The organism is Methylibium sp., from assembly GCF_965279545.1.
GTDB lineage: Bacteria > Pseudomonadota > Gammaproteobacteria > Burkholderiales > Burkholderiaceae_C > Methylibium.
Genome location: NZ_OZ257250.1, coordinates 3530467 through 3545329, shown reverse-complemented (window position 1 = coordinate 3545329; position 14863 = coordinate 3530467). Strand labels below are relative to the sequence as shown.

The window sequence follows — 14863 nt, the reverse complement described above, 5'->3', positions numbered from 1 at the left end:
GCTCAGCGCGCCGACAGCTCGCCGATCGCCTGCGCGATCTCGCGTGACACGGACGCCAGCGCCGCCACGTGGGCGGCGGCCAGCGCGTCGTAGCTCGCGTCGGCCGGCACCGCCCGGCCGCTGCTGCGGCCGGAGCGCAGTTGGCCGTCGGCGACGCGCCGCACGGTCCACAGCAGCTCGTCGTCGACCGCCACGCCGCGCTCGGCATCGAAGCGCTGCACGTTCAGCGTGACGCGAAAGGCCGCGTCGGCCACCGCGGTCTGCGGATAGGCATAGACGAACGGCGTGCCGAGCGCCTCGGCCAGCTGCCCGGCGACGACGCGGCCGAGCGCGAACCGCAGCGGCTCGGCCCAGCGGTTCGCCTCCGACACGTCCACGCGGCTGCCGGCGCCGAGCGTGACGATCTGCGGGCGGTCGACCAGGTCGGGCAGCGTCACCGCGCCCACGACGACGACCGGGCCCTCGCCCGTCGTTGCGGCCCGTGCCGGCACCGGGGCTGTCGCCAGGCGGTAGAAGCGCTCGGGCGGCGCGCTGGCGCAGCCCGCGAGCAGCGCCAGCCCCGCAGCACCGAGCGCCAGGGCACGCCGCCGCGGCAGGGCGGTCGGTGCGGAGGACGGGATCGCCCCGGTGCGCTGCAAGGCTTTCATCGTTTGCCGCCCTCCCCGGGCTCACCGGGTTTGCCGCGCAGCAGGGATTCCGGGCGGCGTTGCACGTAGTCGGTCAGCTCGCGCATCGACTGCGCAGCGCGCGCCACTTCGCGCAGCGCCTCGCGCAGATCCTGCTGCGTCGGCGTGTCGGTGGCCAGCAGGTTGTTGGCCGACCTCATGGTCTGGCGCGTGTCGGCGATCGCCGCCTTCAGCTCGGGCACGAGCTCGCCGAGCTGGCCGTCGAGCCGGCCGATCAGCCCGTCGGCGCGCCGAAGCGTGCGGTCGAGCGACTGCAGCGCGGTGCGCAGGTCGCGCGCGATGTCGTCGAACGGCACGTTCTCGATGCGCTTGGCGATGCTGGTCAGGCTCGCCTGCAGATCCTCGAGGCTGCCGGAGACGGTGGGGATCTCCAGCGCCGGCACGTCGCCGGCCGCGCCCGGGCCGACGGCCGGCGCACCCTGCTTCACCGGCCGCGCCTGCGGGAAGAAATCGAGCGCCACGTAGCGCTGGCCGCTCAGCAGGTTGGCGGTGCGCAACTGGGCGCGCAGGCCGCGCTCGATCGAGCGACGCATCAGCACCACCGGGTCGACCTGCGCGCGCGCGATCGCGGCGCTGACCTTGGAGCCGAGCCGGTCGCGGTACAGCACCATCTGCACCGGGAAGCGGAACTCCTTCGCGTCGCGGTCGTAGCTCACGTCGATGGCCGTGACCTCGCCGACCACCACGCCACGGAAGTCGACCTGCGCGCCCGGCGCGAGGCCGCGCAGCGACTCGGCGAAATGGGCCACCATCGGCGTCACCTCGGTGCTGGCACGTTTCATCGCCAGCGCCTGGTTCTCGAACAGCGTGAAGCCATGCTCGGCCTCGGCGACCGCCCCGGGCTCGGCCGACTCCGGCAGGCCGAAGGCGATGCCGCCGAGCACGATGGACAGGAGCGACTGCGTCTGCAGCTTGATGCCGCCGGCATCGAGCGCGACGTCGAGGCCGCTGGCATGCCAGAAGCGCGTGTTGCCGGTCACGTGCTTCTCGTGCGGCGAGGACACGAAGACGCGCAGCGTGACGCCGTTGCCATCGGCGTCGAGGCGGGTCGCGGTGACCTTGCCGACCTGCACGCGCCGGAAGTACACCGGCGAGCCGATGTCCACCGAGCCGAGGTCGGCGCTGTGCAGGACGAACTCGCGACCCGGCTCGTCGGCGGTGACACTGGGCGGGACGTCGAGGCCGACGAAGTCGCGGCGCGACTCGTCGGAGGTGCCGATGTCGATGCCAAGGTAGGCCCCTGACAGCAGCGTCGACAGGCCGGTGATGCCGCTGCCCGCGAAGCGGGCGCGCACCACCCAGAAGCGCGTGTCGTCGCGCAGCAGCTTCTGCGCGCCCTGCGCCATCTCGGCCGTGACGATCACGCCCTTGCCGTCGGGCGCCAGCGCGATCGACTTGACGTCGCCGATGTCGACGTTCTTGTACTTGATCTTGGTCTTGCCGGGCTCGATGTCCTCGGCGGTCTGGAAGGTGATCGTGATCGTCGGGCCGGTCGCGAGCCAGGCGCGCACGCCCAGCGTCAGGCCGATCAGCGCGGCCAGGATAGGGATCAACCAGACCGCATAACTGTGGCTGCGGCGGCGCGGCACGGCCACCGCCGCGGGGAGGTCGGCGGCCGGCGGCACGGGCGAGGGCGCGGGGGACGACGGAGAGGGCGGCGTGTCGCTCATGCGCCCCATTCTCGGTCGAGATGCGCTCGCGGCGCCACCGCGGGCGCAGGCCGGTCCACCGCATCCCAGATCAGTCGCGGGTCGAAGCTCAGCGAGGCGAGCATCGTCAGCACCACCACCGCGCCGAACGCCACCGCGCCGGGGCCGGCGTGGATCGCCGCGACCGACTGCAGCTGCACCAGGCCCACGAGCAGCGTGACCACGTAGATGTCGAGCATCGACCAGCGGCCGACGAACTCGATGGCGCGGTACAGGCGCGTGCGCAGCCGCGGCTGCGCGGCCACGCCGAGCTGCACCGAGATCGCCAGGCAGCTCAGCACCAGCAGCTTGGCCAGCGGCACGACGATGCTGGCCACGAACACCAGCACCGCGAGGAACCACGAGCCATCGAGCCACAGGAACACGATGCCGGACCAGATGGTGTCCTGCTGCGCGCCGAACAGCGAACTCGAGCGCATGACCGGCAGCGTGTTGGCCGGGATGTAGAGGATGGAGGCCGCGATCAGGAAGGCCCAGGTGCGCGCCAGGCTGGCCGGCTTGCGGGCATGCAGCTCGCTGCCGCAGCGCGGGCAGATCGACTGCAGGCGCGCCGGCGCCGGACGGCTGATCTGGCCGCAGGTCTGGCACACCAGCAGCCCGGCCCACGCCGCCGTGAGGACTGACGGCCCCTCGCTCGACGGGTACGCCGATCGATCCCCCGAGGGGACTGAGTGCCGCGGCTCCGAGTCCGCCGGCGCGGACTCGGACGGCCCGAAGGCCAGCCCCGTCCCGGGGCTGGCGCGGGCCGGCTCGGGAGCGGCCCAGCGCTCGTCCCGCGACGGCCCCTCGCCCGACGCCGGAGTCATGCCGGCGCCCCCGTCTCGCCCAGCCGCTCCCAGGTCTGCTCGGCATCGAAGTTCGCGGCGGCGGCGGCGAACACGCAGATCAGGCCGCCGAAGGACCACAGCGCGATGCCCGGGATCACGCTGGCGATGTGCGTCAGCTTGACCAGCGCCACCAGCACGCCGAGCACGAAGACCTCGACCATGCCCCAGGGCCGCACCAGCAGCAGCGCGCGCAGCACCCAGGTGCCGCCCGGCGGCCGCTGCCGCAGCGCCAGCGGCAGCAGCAGCCACAGCATCGCGCCGAGTTCGAGCGTGGGCATCAGCACGGTGGTCACCGCGACCAGCGTGGCGACCAGCGCCACGTCCTGGCGCCACAGCGTGGTGACCGCGCCCCACAGCGTGGTGCTGTGATGCTTGCCCTGCATGTCGAGCTCCACCAGCGGGAAGGACAGCGCGAGCAGGAACAGCGCCGTGGCCGCCAGCGTCAGCGCCAGCGTGCGGTCGATCGCGTGGTCACGGCCGCGGTAGAGCAGCGCGTCGCAGCGCCAGCAGCGGGCCACGCCGCCGGGCTCCAGCAGCACCTCGTGCTGCAGGGCATCGCAGTCGTGACAGGCCTTCATGGCGCCAGCCTAACAAACCGCCGCGGCGAGCGCCCGCAAGCCCTGCCGGCCCAGGGGTCCGCTGCGCACGACGGCGCGGGCGGCGGAGTAAGCTGGCTCGTCGCTTCAGCAGGATCCCCGCCCATGTCGCATGCCGCATCAGGATGGCGCACCGTGCGCCGCGCGCTGGCCGCGCTGGCGGCCGGCCTCGTCGCGGCCGGCTGCGCGTCGACGCCGGTCGATGCGCAGTGGGTCGAGCCGCAGTTCGCCGGCCAGTCGCTGCGCGGCAGCAAGCTGCTGGTGGTGTGCGAGGCCACCGACCTGGCCCTGCAACGCGGCTGCCAGGACCACGTGATGGCCGAGCTGGTGGCCTACGGCGCCTCGCCGGTGGTCCAGGCGGCGGTGGCGGCCGGCACCGTGCGCAGCGCGGCCGCCGAGCCCTACCTCGCCGCCGCGCGCGCCGCCGGCGCGAAGGCGATCTGGCTCACTTCGGTGGCGCCCGACGCCACGGTGGTGCAGCCCGGCCCGTCGATCGGGCTGGGCGTCGGCGGCTTCGGCCGCTCGGTGGGCGGGGGCGTCGGCATCTCGCTGCCGATCGGCGGCGCGAAGACCAGCACCGCCTACGGCGCCAACAGCCAGCTCACCGACGTGACCAGCGCCCGCCTGATGTGGACGGCCAAGACCCGTGCGTCGACCACCGACGACGTGAACGCGCAGGTGTCGGAGCTGGTGAAGTCCGCGGTGGCGGCGGCCGGCAAGGCCGGCTTCTTCTAGCGAGCCCGACCCGTCCACCCGCACGCGAAGGATCAGCCGCCCGCGTAGACCGCCGGCTCGGCCGACAGGCCCTGGCGCACCTGGCGGCTCAGCTCGTCGGCCAGCACCTCGTAGCCGCCGGCCTCGAGCACCGCGAGGGCCTGGCGCACCACGTCTTCCGGCGCGGTCTTCGCGGCGTCCACGCCCTTGACCATGTCGGTGTCCATGTAGCCCACGTGCAGGCCGACGACCTGCGTGCCCTGCGCGCGCAGCTCGTTGCGCAGGCCGTTGGTCAGCGACCACTCGGCCGCCTTCGACGCACAGTAGGTGCCGGCACCCGGCAGACTGAGCCAGCTCAGCACCGACAGCACATTGAGGATCGCACCGCCGCCGTGGCGCGCCAGCGTGGGCGCGAAGGCCTGGCTCAGCATCAGCGGGCCGAAGAAGTGGGTCTCCATCTCGGCGCGCGCGGCCTCGATCGTGCCGGCCTGCAGCAGCCCGCTGTTGCGCAGGATGCCGGCGTTGTTGATCAGCAGCGTGACGTCGCCCAGCTCGCGCCCGAGCGCGGCCACCTGCTGCGCATTCGTCACGTCCAGCGCGACCGGCACGACGCCGGCGAGCGTGACGCTGGCCGGGTCGCGCGCGGCCGCGTAGACCTTGCGGGCCCCGCCGGCCAGCAGCGCGGCGGCGAAGGCGCGGCCGAGGCCGCGGTTGGCGCCGGTGACCAGCGCGACGGAGTCTTTGATCTTCATGGGGTGTCCTTTCGGTGGATGGAGCAAGCGATGTCGTATGACGACCGTCATACGTCGGACGAAAACCGGGGCCGGGCCTTGCGGTTGCGGCTCAGCCCAGGCGTTGTTGCAGGGACTGCCGGCACGCCCGGCGCAGCGCGCGCGACAGCTTCGGATCATCGGCCGCGCGGGCCAGCGCCATCGCGCCGACCAGGCAGCTCAGCACCGCCATCGCCTGCGTGCGCGCGTCGGCCTTGCTGCGGCCCGGCAGCAGTTGCGCCACCAGGTCGAGGGTCTCGTTCAGGCGCTGCGTCACGGCGGCCCGCACCTCGGGCGCCTGGCGCGGTGTGTCGCAGGCCAGCGCGGCGAGCGGGCAGCCCAGCTCGGTGGCCTTCAGGTGGGCATCGGACAGGTAGTGGTCGACGAGGGCATCGAGCGCCTTGGCCGCCGGCAAGCCCTCGACGACCCGGCGCAGCCGCTCGGTGCTGTCGGCCCCCGCGCGGTCGGCCGCCTCGGCCAGCAGCGCGGTGCGTGACGGGAAGTGCGCATAGAAGCCGCCGTGGGTGAGCCCGGCCTCCTTCATGATGTCGGCCACGCCGGTGCCGTCGTAGCCGCTGCGGCAGATCGCGCGCGCGGCGGTGCCGACGATGCGGTCGTGGGTGAGGTCCTTGCGGGACGGACCGTCGGCGGGGGGGCCGTTGCCGCGGCCGGCCGCATTGCGCTGCGCTTTCATATGACGAGCATCATATGAAGTTTCCAACCCCCCGCCGTGCGTGAGGTCAATGCGCCGGGACGGGCGGCGGCGACCGGCGGCGCGCGGATCAGGTCGGCGCGGGAGTCCCGGCCATCTGGTCGTGCCGCAGGAAGTACTTGCGCGCGAGCGCGATCAGCTGGTTCTCGCTCGGATGGTCTGCCACTTCATAGGCGACGATGCGGGCCGCGGTCTGCGGCCGGTGCTTGTCGGCGTAGTGGCGAAAGTCGGCGAGCGCGGTGTGCGAGCCGGTCACCAGCACCTCGTTGATGCCGTCGAGCGCATCGCAGACCTCGCCGAAGAACTCATGCTCCGACCGCACGGCGCTGCCATGCTGCGCGGTGTGGTGCGTGTGCGCGCGGACCTTCTGTGCCAGCACATGCTCGGCGTCGAACTGCAGCACCTGGGCGGTCTGGTGATCGGTCCAGACCACGGCGTGGAAGAGGCTCATGTCAAAGGTTCCTTTGGTGAACGGGGATTCGCGGGCCGCGCGGCACGCGCCTGCGTCCCTGGCCACGATGATCGGCGCGGGGCCGCTCGGCAGGCCTGATGCAGATCAAGCGCCCCGGCCGGGAGGGAAACCTGCGCACGCTGCCGAAGCCACGTCCGGAGCGGTTCGTCGTCTGTTCGGCAAGCAACACAGGTCGGCGCCTGCGTCAGGGGCCGCCGCGACCGACTGGCGCGGCGCGGCGTGGAACAGCCCATGACTGCAGCGACAATTCGGCACCGCCCCCTTTCGCTGCCGCCGAACCGTGCCCGATCACCCCTCGCCCTCCTCCGACAGCACTGCTCCTGCGGCCCCCGAAGATGCAGCGCCTGCCGCGGCCGAGCGTTCGCCCGCCGCGACGGCCGCGCAGCTGGCGCCGTTGTTTCCTGCCGCGTTCGGCGCGGGCGTCTTCCTGCCGCTGAAGCTGGGTGTGCAGGCTGACATACAGCAGCGTGCGCCGGGCCTCTTCACGAAGAAGGCGCTGTCGGGCTTCCTGCACCGGCACACCACGAGCACGGCCTACCTGAAGGCCCTGGTAGGCGCGACCCATCGCGTGGACCTCGACGGCCAGCCGGCCGGCGAAGTGACCGATGTCCACCGCCAGGCCGCGACCGGCGAGCTGGAGCGCCGCCGCAGCCTGCACGACGCGCGCCGCGCGGCCGAACGCAGCGCGCAACGCGCAGCGCAGGACGAAGCCCGGCGCGCGCGCACGGCGGACGACGAGGCTCAGCGCGGGCGCGCCGCGCTGCTGCGCGCCCACGAGACCACCACGCTCACGCAAGCCAACTTCTGCGCGCTCAAGGGGCTGTCGGCGCCGGAACTCGAGGCCCGTCTTGCGCAAGCGCGGGAAGAGCGGGAACGGCGCACGTCGATACCGCCGCCGCCGCCCGAAGCCCGGCGCGGCGAACGCAGGCCGGGCAAGCCGGGTCGCTGACTGCCAAACGTCGGCGGGGGCGCCGCGCCGGGTCGCTGTGTTGCGTTCATGCCCAGCCGCTTGTATCGCGGCTGGGCGTTCAGCAGCCGAGAGGCGCCTTCCGGCGCCTCTCGCGCGGCTTCACTCCCCCGGTGTCGGCCTCACGGCCGCCCCCTCCTCCTTGACTTCACTCCACACAACGACCCGTCCCAGCGCTACCACCACCGCGGCCCGCCGGGGTTTGACTGCCGTGGCAGGCGGCGATGGTGAGTGCTGGCAAGGGTGTCGGGTGAGCGGCGCAGCGAAGTAGAGGGGGAGGGCCGGGCGAAGCCGGGCCCGGAGGACATGAGCGGAGCCGCTCGCCCGGCGGCCTCGCCAGCACCGCTCGGTACGAGCAGACGGAGCGGTCAGCCCGTCAGCGCCGCCCCGGTCGGGCGGGCCGCAGTGGTGCGGCCTTCGTCCGCGCGGTCCAGACTTTGAACGCGCTCGGCGTGAGTTCGCGCTTGAGCAGTTGAACCAGCTCGCCGGGCGACAGCCCGTGATGCCGCAGCACCGCACTGAACGGCGGCCGGTCGTCCCACGCGGTGTCGATCACGCGTCGGATCTCTTCGGCCGTCAGACGGGGAATGGGTTTCGCCATGGCCCCGATTGTCGGCCCGCGACTGCGTTGCCGCCGGACGAGACGCGGCCGGGCGCGACCGCTCGCCGTGTGGGAACCGACTGACAGCGTGTCGAGCCTTCGTCCGGGTGGCAGGAGCAGCGCCATCGAAGACCATGTGGCGAACCACCGGAGTTCGACATGCCACACACGTCGTTCCTCGCGCCGCGTGCCCGCGCGTTGCTGAGCGGCATTGCCGGGCTCGCGCTGCTGCTCGCCGCGCCGTGCGCCGCCGCGCAGGCGGAGCCGAAGGTGGCCGCCGCCGAGCTGCCCGATCCGGCCGCCGAACAGACGCCGGCCGACCCGACCGCGACCGCGACCGCGACCGCGACCGCGAAGACGCCCGACAAGAGCTACGCCATCCCGGCGCTGGAGATCATCGGCTTCGACTTCCTGCTGAACCGCTACAACCGGCGCTTCAGCGGCACGCGGGACTACGACGTCAGCGGGGCCTCGATACGGCGCAACCTGCGCGGGCCCTGGGTGATCGACAACGATCCGTTCGACGTCAACCAGTTCGCCCACCCCTACCAGGGCTCGCTGTACCACGGCGCCGCGCGCTCGACCGGCCTGAGCTACTGGGAAGCCGCCGGCTACACCTTTGCCGGCAGTGCGGGGTGGGAGATCGCCGGCGAGCAGACCCCGCCGTCACGCAATGACCAGATCGCGAGCGGCATTGCCGGCAGCTTTCTCGGCGAACCGCTGTTCCGCATGGCCCACCTCGTGCTGACCGGCAAGAGCGACCTGCCGCAAGCCTGGCGCGAGGTGATCGCCGCGGGCATCTCGCCGTCTGTGGGCTTCACCCGGCTCACCTTCGGTTCGCGCTTCGACGGCGCCTTCGTCGACAACGACCCGGTCTACTACAGCCGCCTGCGCATCGGCGCCACGCGCGCGGCGCAGGACGACATCGGCACCTCGAGGGACCTGCAGCGCAACGAGGCGGTGGTGGACTTTGCGCTCGACTACGGCCTGCCCGGCAAGGACGGCTACACCTACCGGCGCCCGTTCGACTACTTCGCCTTCCACGGCGTGGTGTCCAGCGCCAACGGCGTGGAGACCCTCGCCACCCGCGGCCTGCTGTTCGGCACCGACTACGCCGCCGGCGCCACCGTTCGCGGCCTGTGGGGCCTGTACGGCAGCTACGACTACGTGGCGCCGCAGATCTTCAACGTCTCGACCACCGCGCTCTCGCTCGGCACGACCGGGCAGTGGTGGGCCTCCGAGCAGGTGGCTCTGCAGGGCACGGTGCTCGCGGGCCTGGGCTACTCCGCGGCCAGCACCTCGCGCCGCACGACCGACGACCGCGACTACCACTACGGCGTGGCGCCGCGCCTGAGCCTGGCGCTGCGTTTGATCAGCGGAGCGAGCAGCTCCATCGACGTATCGGCCCAGAAGTACTTCCTGGGCAGCATTGCCAACCGCTCGGCCGGGCGCGACAACATCTCGCGCGTGGACACCGCCTTCACCTGGCGGCTCTACAAGCGGCACGCGGTGAGCGTCAAGTACGTCTGGTCGCACCGCGACGCGGACTACCCGGTGATCGGCAGCCGCACGCAGACGCTGGGCACCGTGGGGGTGTACTACACGCTGCTCGGGGCGGATGGGTTTGGGGCGGTGGAGTGGCGGGATGCGGCTGCGCGCTGACGGCGGCCCAGTTCCTTGCGCTCTACCGCCGGACTAGGCCTTCGTTCGCCACACTGCGCGAAAACGAAGACCGTCCGGATCCAGCACTTCAAGCATCTCAATCAACTTGTGCTGAACGGCGAGCAGACGATCGTGAAGCACTCCTTGCTTCGTTGCGCTGGCCAGCACGGCTTGCGTCAGGCGATCCACCAGTTGCTCCTGAGCGGCACCGAACGATTTAAGAAACGTTGCATAGCCTTTGCAGGTCAACTGGTCACCCCGGATTTCGATCATCAGCTCACCGATGCCCCGCTGCTCCCCCGCCCAGATCATCAGTGGATCACCGAAGCGATCCGTCTGCCACAGGCCGTAAATTTCGTCTCGAATATCCGAAAAACGGCGAGTCTTATCGTCTTCGGCGAACTCGATGAACTGCACTTCCTGACGGATGATTTCTATCCATCCGAAAAACTGGGCGATGAGAAATGAAGTGTTGTACGCAGCGTATTGCTTCTGAGTCGGCGAGCCGCCGACTAGATAGACGTCGAAGAAACGATTGACAAGGATGTTATAGAGGCGGCTTTGTAAGTCGTACACCGCATGCAGTAGTGGGCCTTGGTAGCGGCGCATTACCTGTGCAAGCGCAAACTGCCTGTCGTCTAGGCGGGCATCCTGCTGCAACCGTGCTTTCAGCGACTCCACCAGCGTGTCGCCTTCGACCTTCAAGCGGCTGCGCAGCCCCTCCATCTCGCGCGCCAGCAGTTGCGAGATCAGCGCCTTTCCAAGGAAGGCAGTAACAGCCAGCGCGGCAACACTGCCTCCGAACGCCACGATTAAAACTTGGACGAGTTCCATGAGAAGTCCTTGGAGGCACACACGGACGCGATGTTTGCCGTGATCGTTTCATTGTCGTGCAAGTCGGTAGCGCGCAATATCCGGCGCCACAGGTTCAAACGTGGCGTTCGAGATTCAAAAGCAACATCTGACCGCACTAACAACGAGGATCGCACCCCCTGACGTGGCGCCTTACAAGACAACACCTTGAGCGTCTGTAGTCGGCCAGTAGCGGTCAATCGCGCTCTCGCCCGAAAGCAGTCACTCAGACGGAGACTTTGCCGAGGGCAATGCCAAGCGTGTCTGCGGACGACTGCTCAAGATTGGCCATAGCCGCTGCGATCCGGGTGCCGCAAGTCGGCCTCTGCTAGATCTGGCGTTGAATCTCACGGGACGCGGCGCCAAGGCCGCGTTAAAACAACGCTGGGGCGGTCTCGCCTCCGTCCGGGTGCTGCTGCAGAACTTCGATGATCAGCGCGCCGAGCTTCAGAGCCTCTGCTGCCTGATCTTTGGTCACGATCTGTCCATGAATGGCGGCGTTGCACACGCGGTTCACGTAGTTGAACGACTCATACAGTGATTCGTACTGAGAGTCGGATTTCACCAACTCGTTGAAGAGCTGCCGCAGACTCGCCATTCGAATTATGTTGGCACTAGAGGAAAGTGTCTTCACGCGTCGACCCAGAATCGCGCGAAGAAGACGTTCAATATCTATCCGCACCTTCGCCAAGATATACGCCACGTCCTCGTCTTCTTGAGCCTTGGTCTCTACGGCGTACTTCTCTGCTCTGGCTTCCCACTGAGGGGTTTGAAATGTTTCCTCAATCTTTTGCTGCTGTTCCCGAAGCGTTGCCGGCTCAGGTGCAGAGTTGTTGACAATGACATGCGTTTGCTGACGTTGGTTGTTCAGCGTGGTCGATACGACGGACAGCGAATTGCGCACCTCTGCCTTGAACTCCCGCAGCTCCTCCTTTGCAGCCGAAGCTTCCTTCTTGGCCTCCTTGACCTCACGCTCAAGCTCAAGCCAAGATCCAAGCTTGATCTTGTTGAAGAAGGGCAAGAACAGGAAGAACAGGAAGAGCGCTACAAAGAACGCGTCAGCGATCAATAGATCGGGCCTTGGTGGGAAGCCAGCCTTCGCGACAAAACCAACGCCAAAATACGCTGCAACGAGCCACGAAATGGCATACAGAGCCTTGTTCATGGTTGTCATTTGTAGCCAGCCCGCTCAAGGCGTCGGAGAAGTAGCGACGCAAAGGCGAGGTGATCGAGACACACATCGGGGTCATCGCTCAGCGTGATCTCGTGCCCGCCCGGGTTGCGTATTGCCACGATTGCACCAGCAAAGATAAACCGGTAGCCCCGTTGCTCGTCTTGCTCGCTTACGTTTGCGAGCCCATTCAGCTTCACAGTAGGGCTCGCCTCGTTGAAGACGGCCATCATGAGCTTCTCACCATTCAGTGCGCTGCCAGTGTGCTTCTGCACTACCTTCTCAACGTACTTGAACGCATGAAACGTGGCTTCAGCGCCATGCCCGTCGTCGAACAGCTTCCGAACCTTCGCCGGAAATCCTACGTGCACATTGCGCAACTCGAACGGGTGGACGGGCTTGCCATCGGCAGTAGGTGCAGCTTCCTCTACGGGCTCCTGCGCAGGCGTGCGCCGAACAATCTGCTCGAACAGATCAAGTGCCGTTGCCATTCAGCAAGTTCTCGCGGATGCTCTTGAAGATCGCGTCGTACGTTGCTTGATCACCGCCAGGAGGGAGGTTGATCTCGATGCGAACTGTCAGACCAACGCTCCCAGCCCCAGCCGCGCCGGAGTTGGCTTGCACCGGCGATTGCACGTGCACGGGCGCTGGGGTCAGGGACGGAGCCGGGGCTACCGGCGCTGCCTTTTTGACCGGGGACACCTTCTTGACGATCTTCGCCCCACCCCCGCTGGATGCAGACTTCACCGTCGCGGCGACGCCCTCCGTCAGCTTGCCGCTGATTCGAGCCAACGTCTGGAACGTCGTCGCTTGGCGCTTCCCGACCACGTCGCTTGTGCCGTCGTGATTGCGGAAGAACGAGATCAACTTGTCCAATGGCAGCGTCCACGCGTCCTCGCCATGAAGGTCGAACAGCTCGCGGTACGGGCCAGTGACCAGCTTGGCGAACTCCTGCTGGAACTCGGTGTTGTCGTGCTTGTTGAATACCGGCCCGGCCGCAGGCGTCTTCTTGTTCTCAGCGTCCAGAACTCCGATGAACTTCATGATGTTCAGAACGAAAGATTCGTTCTGCGGCGCGATGCCCAACTTCTTCAGCGTATCCGCCGTAACCGTCGCAGGGAATGCCTTTCGAAGCTGACCCACCAGCTGCGTCACACCACCGGAGCCGGACATGTAGGGATGCTTGTCTGCCACTTGGAACTCTCCTCCGTTTGTGAGCGCAATTGTCGCAGCGACTGCCCGCTTGTAACAAATGTCGGCGTGCACGCATCGGACATCACCCGCGAAGGGTCGCGCTCCCAGTAGACCGGTATCCGCTTGATTGAGGAGACGGCCTCTCTGAACCCACCCTGCACTGTCGTCATCGGCGTGGACTTAGGCGACCACTAAAAGGGGAACGCTGACGCCGGGCATCCGCCTTGACTGTCGAACGCATTCGAGCGACCGCTTCCTTGAGGGGCGACCGGTTAGATAGGGTCGATCGCGGTCATCTCACTCCCGCGCGAGCACCACATCCCGGCACTGCGCTCCCCGCCAGCAACGCGCGGTACTTGCGGGCGGCCGCCGGTGGCAGCTTCGAACGACGGCTACGAGGCGAAGGTCGCCCGCCGATTCGATGCGGCCGAGCGCGACTGGGAATGAAGGCGCCTCCCGACGCCTCCGCCCGAGCCGCCGTGGCCGCAGCGACCGGTGCGACTCCCGCTCCGGCATCTGGCAGGCGATCGCTGCAGCCCGAGCGTCCTCGACAATCGGGGGCTCTCCATCGCCACCCGACAAGAGGTCGCCCATGAAAGAAGAAGGCCAAGCCGCTCCCCCGTTGCCCGACCGGTTGTCCGTCGACCCGGCCAGCCCGCATCACCTGGCCGCCGTGTTCGAACACGAGATCGGCATTCGCTTCAACGACAAGGAGCGCTCCGACGTGGAGGAGTACTGCGTCAGCGAGGGCTGGGTGAAGGTGGCCGCCGGCAAGACGCTGGACCGCAAGGGCAAGCCGCTGCTGATCAAGCTCAAGGGCAAGGTGGAGGCGTTCTACCGCTGAGCCGCGCGGGGCCCGTGCTAAAAAATGCCGGGCAGCGTGTCGATCCGCACCCCGCTCGTTCGTCGTCAGCATGCAGGCCCCGGAACCCGACCCGACGGCCCGCCCTTGCCACCCACCCAGGAGCCCACGCCATGACCCAAGCCATCGCCTACCTCGGATTCAACGGCAACTGCGCCGACGCCATGCGCTTCTACGAGCGCGCGCTGAAGGCCAAGCTCGAAGTGCTGATGAGCGGCGCCGAGTCGCCCATGGCCGAGCAGATGCCCAAGGAGTTTCTGCACCGCATCCTGCACGCGCGCCTGGTGCTGCCCGGCGGCGGCATGCTCTACGCGGGCGATTGCCCGGGGGGCGCGCCGTACGAAGGCATCAAGGGCGTGTCGATCGCGCTCGACTACCCGACCACCGCCGAGGCCGAAGCCGTCTTCGCGGCGCTGGCCGACGGCGGCCAGGTGACCATGCCCATGCAGGCGGCCTTCTGGGCCAAGCGCTGGGGCATGCTGATCGACAAGTTCGGCACGCCGTGGATCGTGAATGGGGAGTTGCAGCCGTTCTGATACGGTCGCCCGGCGCTTCGCAAGTCACGCGGCGGACGCAGAATCGGCACCGGTCACGCCGTCGCGCCCCGTCGGGCGCGGGGGGCGGGTGACGTGGAGCCGAAATGTCCTACATGTTGCTGATCGTCGAACCCACCGGCCAGCGCCGCGAGCGCGGCGTCGAGGCCGGGCAGCAGGTCTATGAGCGCATGCTGCAGTTCACCGCCGGCCTGCAGGCACGCGGGGTGCTCGAGGCGAGCAACTCGCTCGCCTCCCGGGGCGTGCGCCTGCAGGTGCGCGAGGGCCGCACCCAGCTGACCGACGGGCCTTTCGCCGAAGCGAAGGAAATGGTCGGCGGCTTCTTCCTGCTGAATGTGGCCACGCGCGAGGAAGCGCTGGCGATCGCCGCCACCTGCCCGGCCGCCGAGTGGTGCACGGTCGAGGTGCGGCAGGTCGGGCCCTGCTACGAGCCGGACCCCTGAGTCCGCGCGTCGGGAAGTTTTTTCCGCGATCCGGAGCCGCGGCTGTCGATCCGGCCGCGCGCCGCTCGTCG

General features: G+C 68.8%; 18 protein-coding genes. 6 read left to right on the top strand and 12 right to left on the bottom strand.

The window, feature by feature from the left end:
- Positions 1-2: 2 nt before the first annotated feature.
- From ACQY9S_RS16685 to ACQY9S_RS16670, 4 genes are read right to left on the bottom strand one after another with little or no spacing between them, the layout of a single operon-like run.
- A complete protein-coding gene (locus tag ACQY9S_RS16685) occupies positions 3-647 on the bottom strand; it encodes a PqiC family protein (RefSeq protein ID WP_428421169.1) in 645 nt (214 codons plus the stop codon).
- The gene (locus ACQY9S_RS16680; protein ID WP_428421167.1) at positions 644-2356 is read right to left on the bottom strand and encodes an intermembrane transport protein PqiB; all 1713 of its coding nucleotides are present in this window, start codon (positions 2354-2356) and stop codon (positions 644-646) included. The genes ACQY9S_RS16685 and ACQY9S_RS16680 overlap by 4 nt, the downstream gene beginning before the upstream one ends.
- The gene (locus tag ACQY9S_RS16675) at positions 2353-3201 is read right to left on the bottom strand and encodes a paraquat-inducible protein A (RefSeq protein ID WP_428421166.1); all 849 of its coding nucleotides are present in this window, start codon (positions 3199-3201) and stop codon (positions 2353-2355) included. The genes ACQY9S_RS16680 and ACQY9S_RS16675 overlap by 4 nt, the downstream gene beginning before the upstream one ends.
- The gene (locus ACQY9S_RS16670) at positions 3198-3800 is read right to left on the bottom strand and encodes a paraquat-inducible protein A (RefSeq protein ID WP_428421164.1); all 603 of its coding nucleotides are present in this window, start codon (positions 3798-3800) and stop codon (positions 3198-3200) included. The genes ACQY9S_RS16675 and ACQY9S_RS16670 overlap by 4 nt, the downstream gene beginning before the upstream one ends.
- 123 nt (positions 3801-3923) lie before the next feature.
- Between ACQY9S_RS16670 and ACQY9S_RS16665 the strand changes: the two genes are divergently transcribed.
- Entirely contained in the window at positions 3924-4553 is a 630-nt protein-coding gene (locus ACQY9S_RS16665) for a hypothetical protein (protein WP_428421162.1), read from the top strand.
- Between the two features lie 32 nt (positions 4554-4585).
- On the opposite strand, the gene ACQY9S_RS16660 is transcribed toward ACQY9S_RS16665, so the two are convergent.
- The 3 genes from ACQY9S_RS16660 to ACQY9S_RS16650 all read right to left on the bottom strand — a co-directional run bounded on the left by ACQY9S_RS16660 (position 4586) and on the right by ACQY9S_RS16650 (position 6465).
- Positions 4586-5284 (bottom strand): SDR family oxidoreductase, encoded by a 699-nt coding sequence (locus ACQY9S_RS16660; protein ID WP_428421160.1) that lies wholly within the window; start codon positions 5282-5284, stop codon positions 4586-4588.
- Positions 5285-5375: 91 nt separating this feature from the next.
- Positions 5376-5996: a TetR/AcrR family transcriptional regulator gene (locus ACQY9S_RS16655; RefSeq protein ID WP_428421158.1), complete on the bottom strand. Its 621-nt coding sequence runs from the start codon at positions 5994-5996 to the stop codon at positions 5376-5378.
- A gap of 88 nt (positions 5997-6084) precedes the next feature.
- The gene (locus ACQY9S_RS16650) at positions 6085-6465 is read right to left on the bottom strand and encodes a hypothetical protein (RefSeq protein ID WP_428421156.1); all 381 of its coding nucleotides are present in this window, start codon (positions 6463-6465) and stop codon (positions 6085-6087) included.
- 301 nt (positions 6466-6766) lie between these two features.
- Here ACQY9S_RS16650 and ACQY9S_RS16645 point away from each other — a divergent pair, with 301 nt between their 5' ends.
- Positions 6767-7435: a ProQ/FINO family protein gene (locus ACQY9S_RS16645; RefSeq protein WP_428421154.1), complete on the top strand. Its 669-nt coding sequence runs from the start codon at positions 6767-6769 to the stop codon at positions 7433-7435.
- Positions 7436-7829: 394 nt separating this feature from the next.
- Here the strand turns inward: ACQY9S_RS16645 and ACQY9S_RS16640 are convergent, their stop codons facing one another.
- On the bottom strand, positions 7830-8054 hold the full coding sequence (locus tag ACQY9S_RS16640; protein WP_428421152.1) for a DUF2805 domain-containing protein: 225 nt from the start codon (positions 8052-8054) through the stop codon (positions 7830-7832).
- A 159-nt stretch (positions 8055-8213) separates the two neighbouring features.
- Here ACQY9S_RS16640 and ACQY9S_RS16635 point away from each other — a divergent pair, with 159 nt between their 5' ends.
- Complete coding sequence (locus tag ACQY9S_RS16635; RefSeq protein ID WP_428421150.1) at positions 8214-9716, top strand: DUF3943 domain-containing protein; 1503 nt, start codon at positions 8214-8216, stop codon at positions 9714-9716.
- Between the two features lie 33 nt (positions 9717-9749).
- Here the strand turns inward: ACQY9S_RS16635 and ACQY9S_RS16630 are convergent, their stop codons facing one another.
- The 4 genes from ACQY9S_RS16630 to ACQY9S_RS16615 form a co-directional block, all read right to left on the bottom strand.
- Positions 9750-10550, bottom strand: coding sequence for a hypothetical protein (locus ACQY9S_RS16630; protein ID WP_428421148.1), 801 nt, complete (start codon positions 10548-10550; stop codon positions 9750-9752).
- 391 nt (positions 10551-10941) lie between these two features.
- Positions 10942-11733, bottom strand: coding sequence for a hypothetical protein (locus ACQY9S_RS16625; RefSeq protein WP_428421146.1), 792 nt, complete (start codon positions 11731-11733; stop codon positions 10942-10944).
- Between the two features lie 5 nt (positions 11734-11738).
- Positions 11739-12230: a TIGR02391 family protein gene (locus ACQY9S_RS16620; RefSeq protein WP_428421144.1), complete on the bottom strand. Its 492-nt coding sequence runs from the start codon at positions 12228-12230 to the stop codon at positions 11739-11741.
- Positions 12214-12933 (bottom strand): DUF5343 domain-containing protein, encoded by a 720-nt coding sequence (locus ACQY9S_RS16615; RefSeq protein ID WP_428421142.1) that lies wholly within the window; start codon positions 12931-12933, stop codon positions 12214-12216. Before ACQY9S_RS16615 ends, ACQY9S_RS16620 begins: the two co-directional genes overlap by 17 nt.
- 592 nt (positions 12934-13525) lie before the next feature.
- On the opposite strand from ACQY9S_RS16615, the gene ACQY9S_RS16610 reads away from it, so the two are divergent.
- The 3 genes from ACQY9S_RS16610 (at position 13526) to ACQY9S_RS16600 (ending at position 14792) form a co-directional block, all read left to right on the top strand.
- Positions 13526-13777, top strand: a complete 252-nt coding sequence (locus ACQY9S_RS16610; protein WP_428421141.1) for a DUF3297 family protein — start codon at positions 13526-13528, stop codon at positions 13775-13777.
- Positions 13778-13908: 131 nt separating this feature from the next.
- Positions 13909-14331, top strand: coding sequence for a VOC family protein (locus ACQY9S_RS16605; RefSeq protein WP_428421139.1), 423 nt, complete (start codon positions 13909-13911; stop codon positions 14329-14331).
- 104 nt (positions 14332-14435) lie between these two features.
- Positions 14436-14792, top strand: coding sequence for a YciI family protein (locus ACQY9S_RS16600; RefSeq protein ID WP_428421138.1), 357 nt, complete (start codon positions 14436-14438; stop codon positions 14790-14792).
- The last annotated feature ends 71 nt before the right edge of the window (positions 14793-14863 follow it).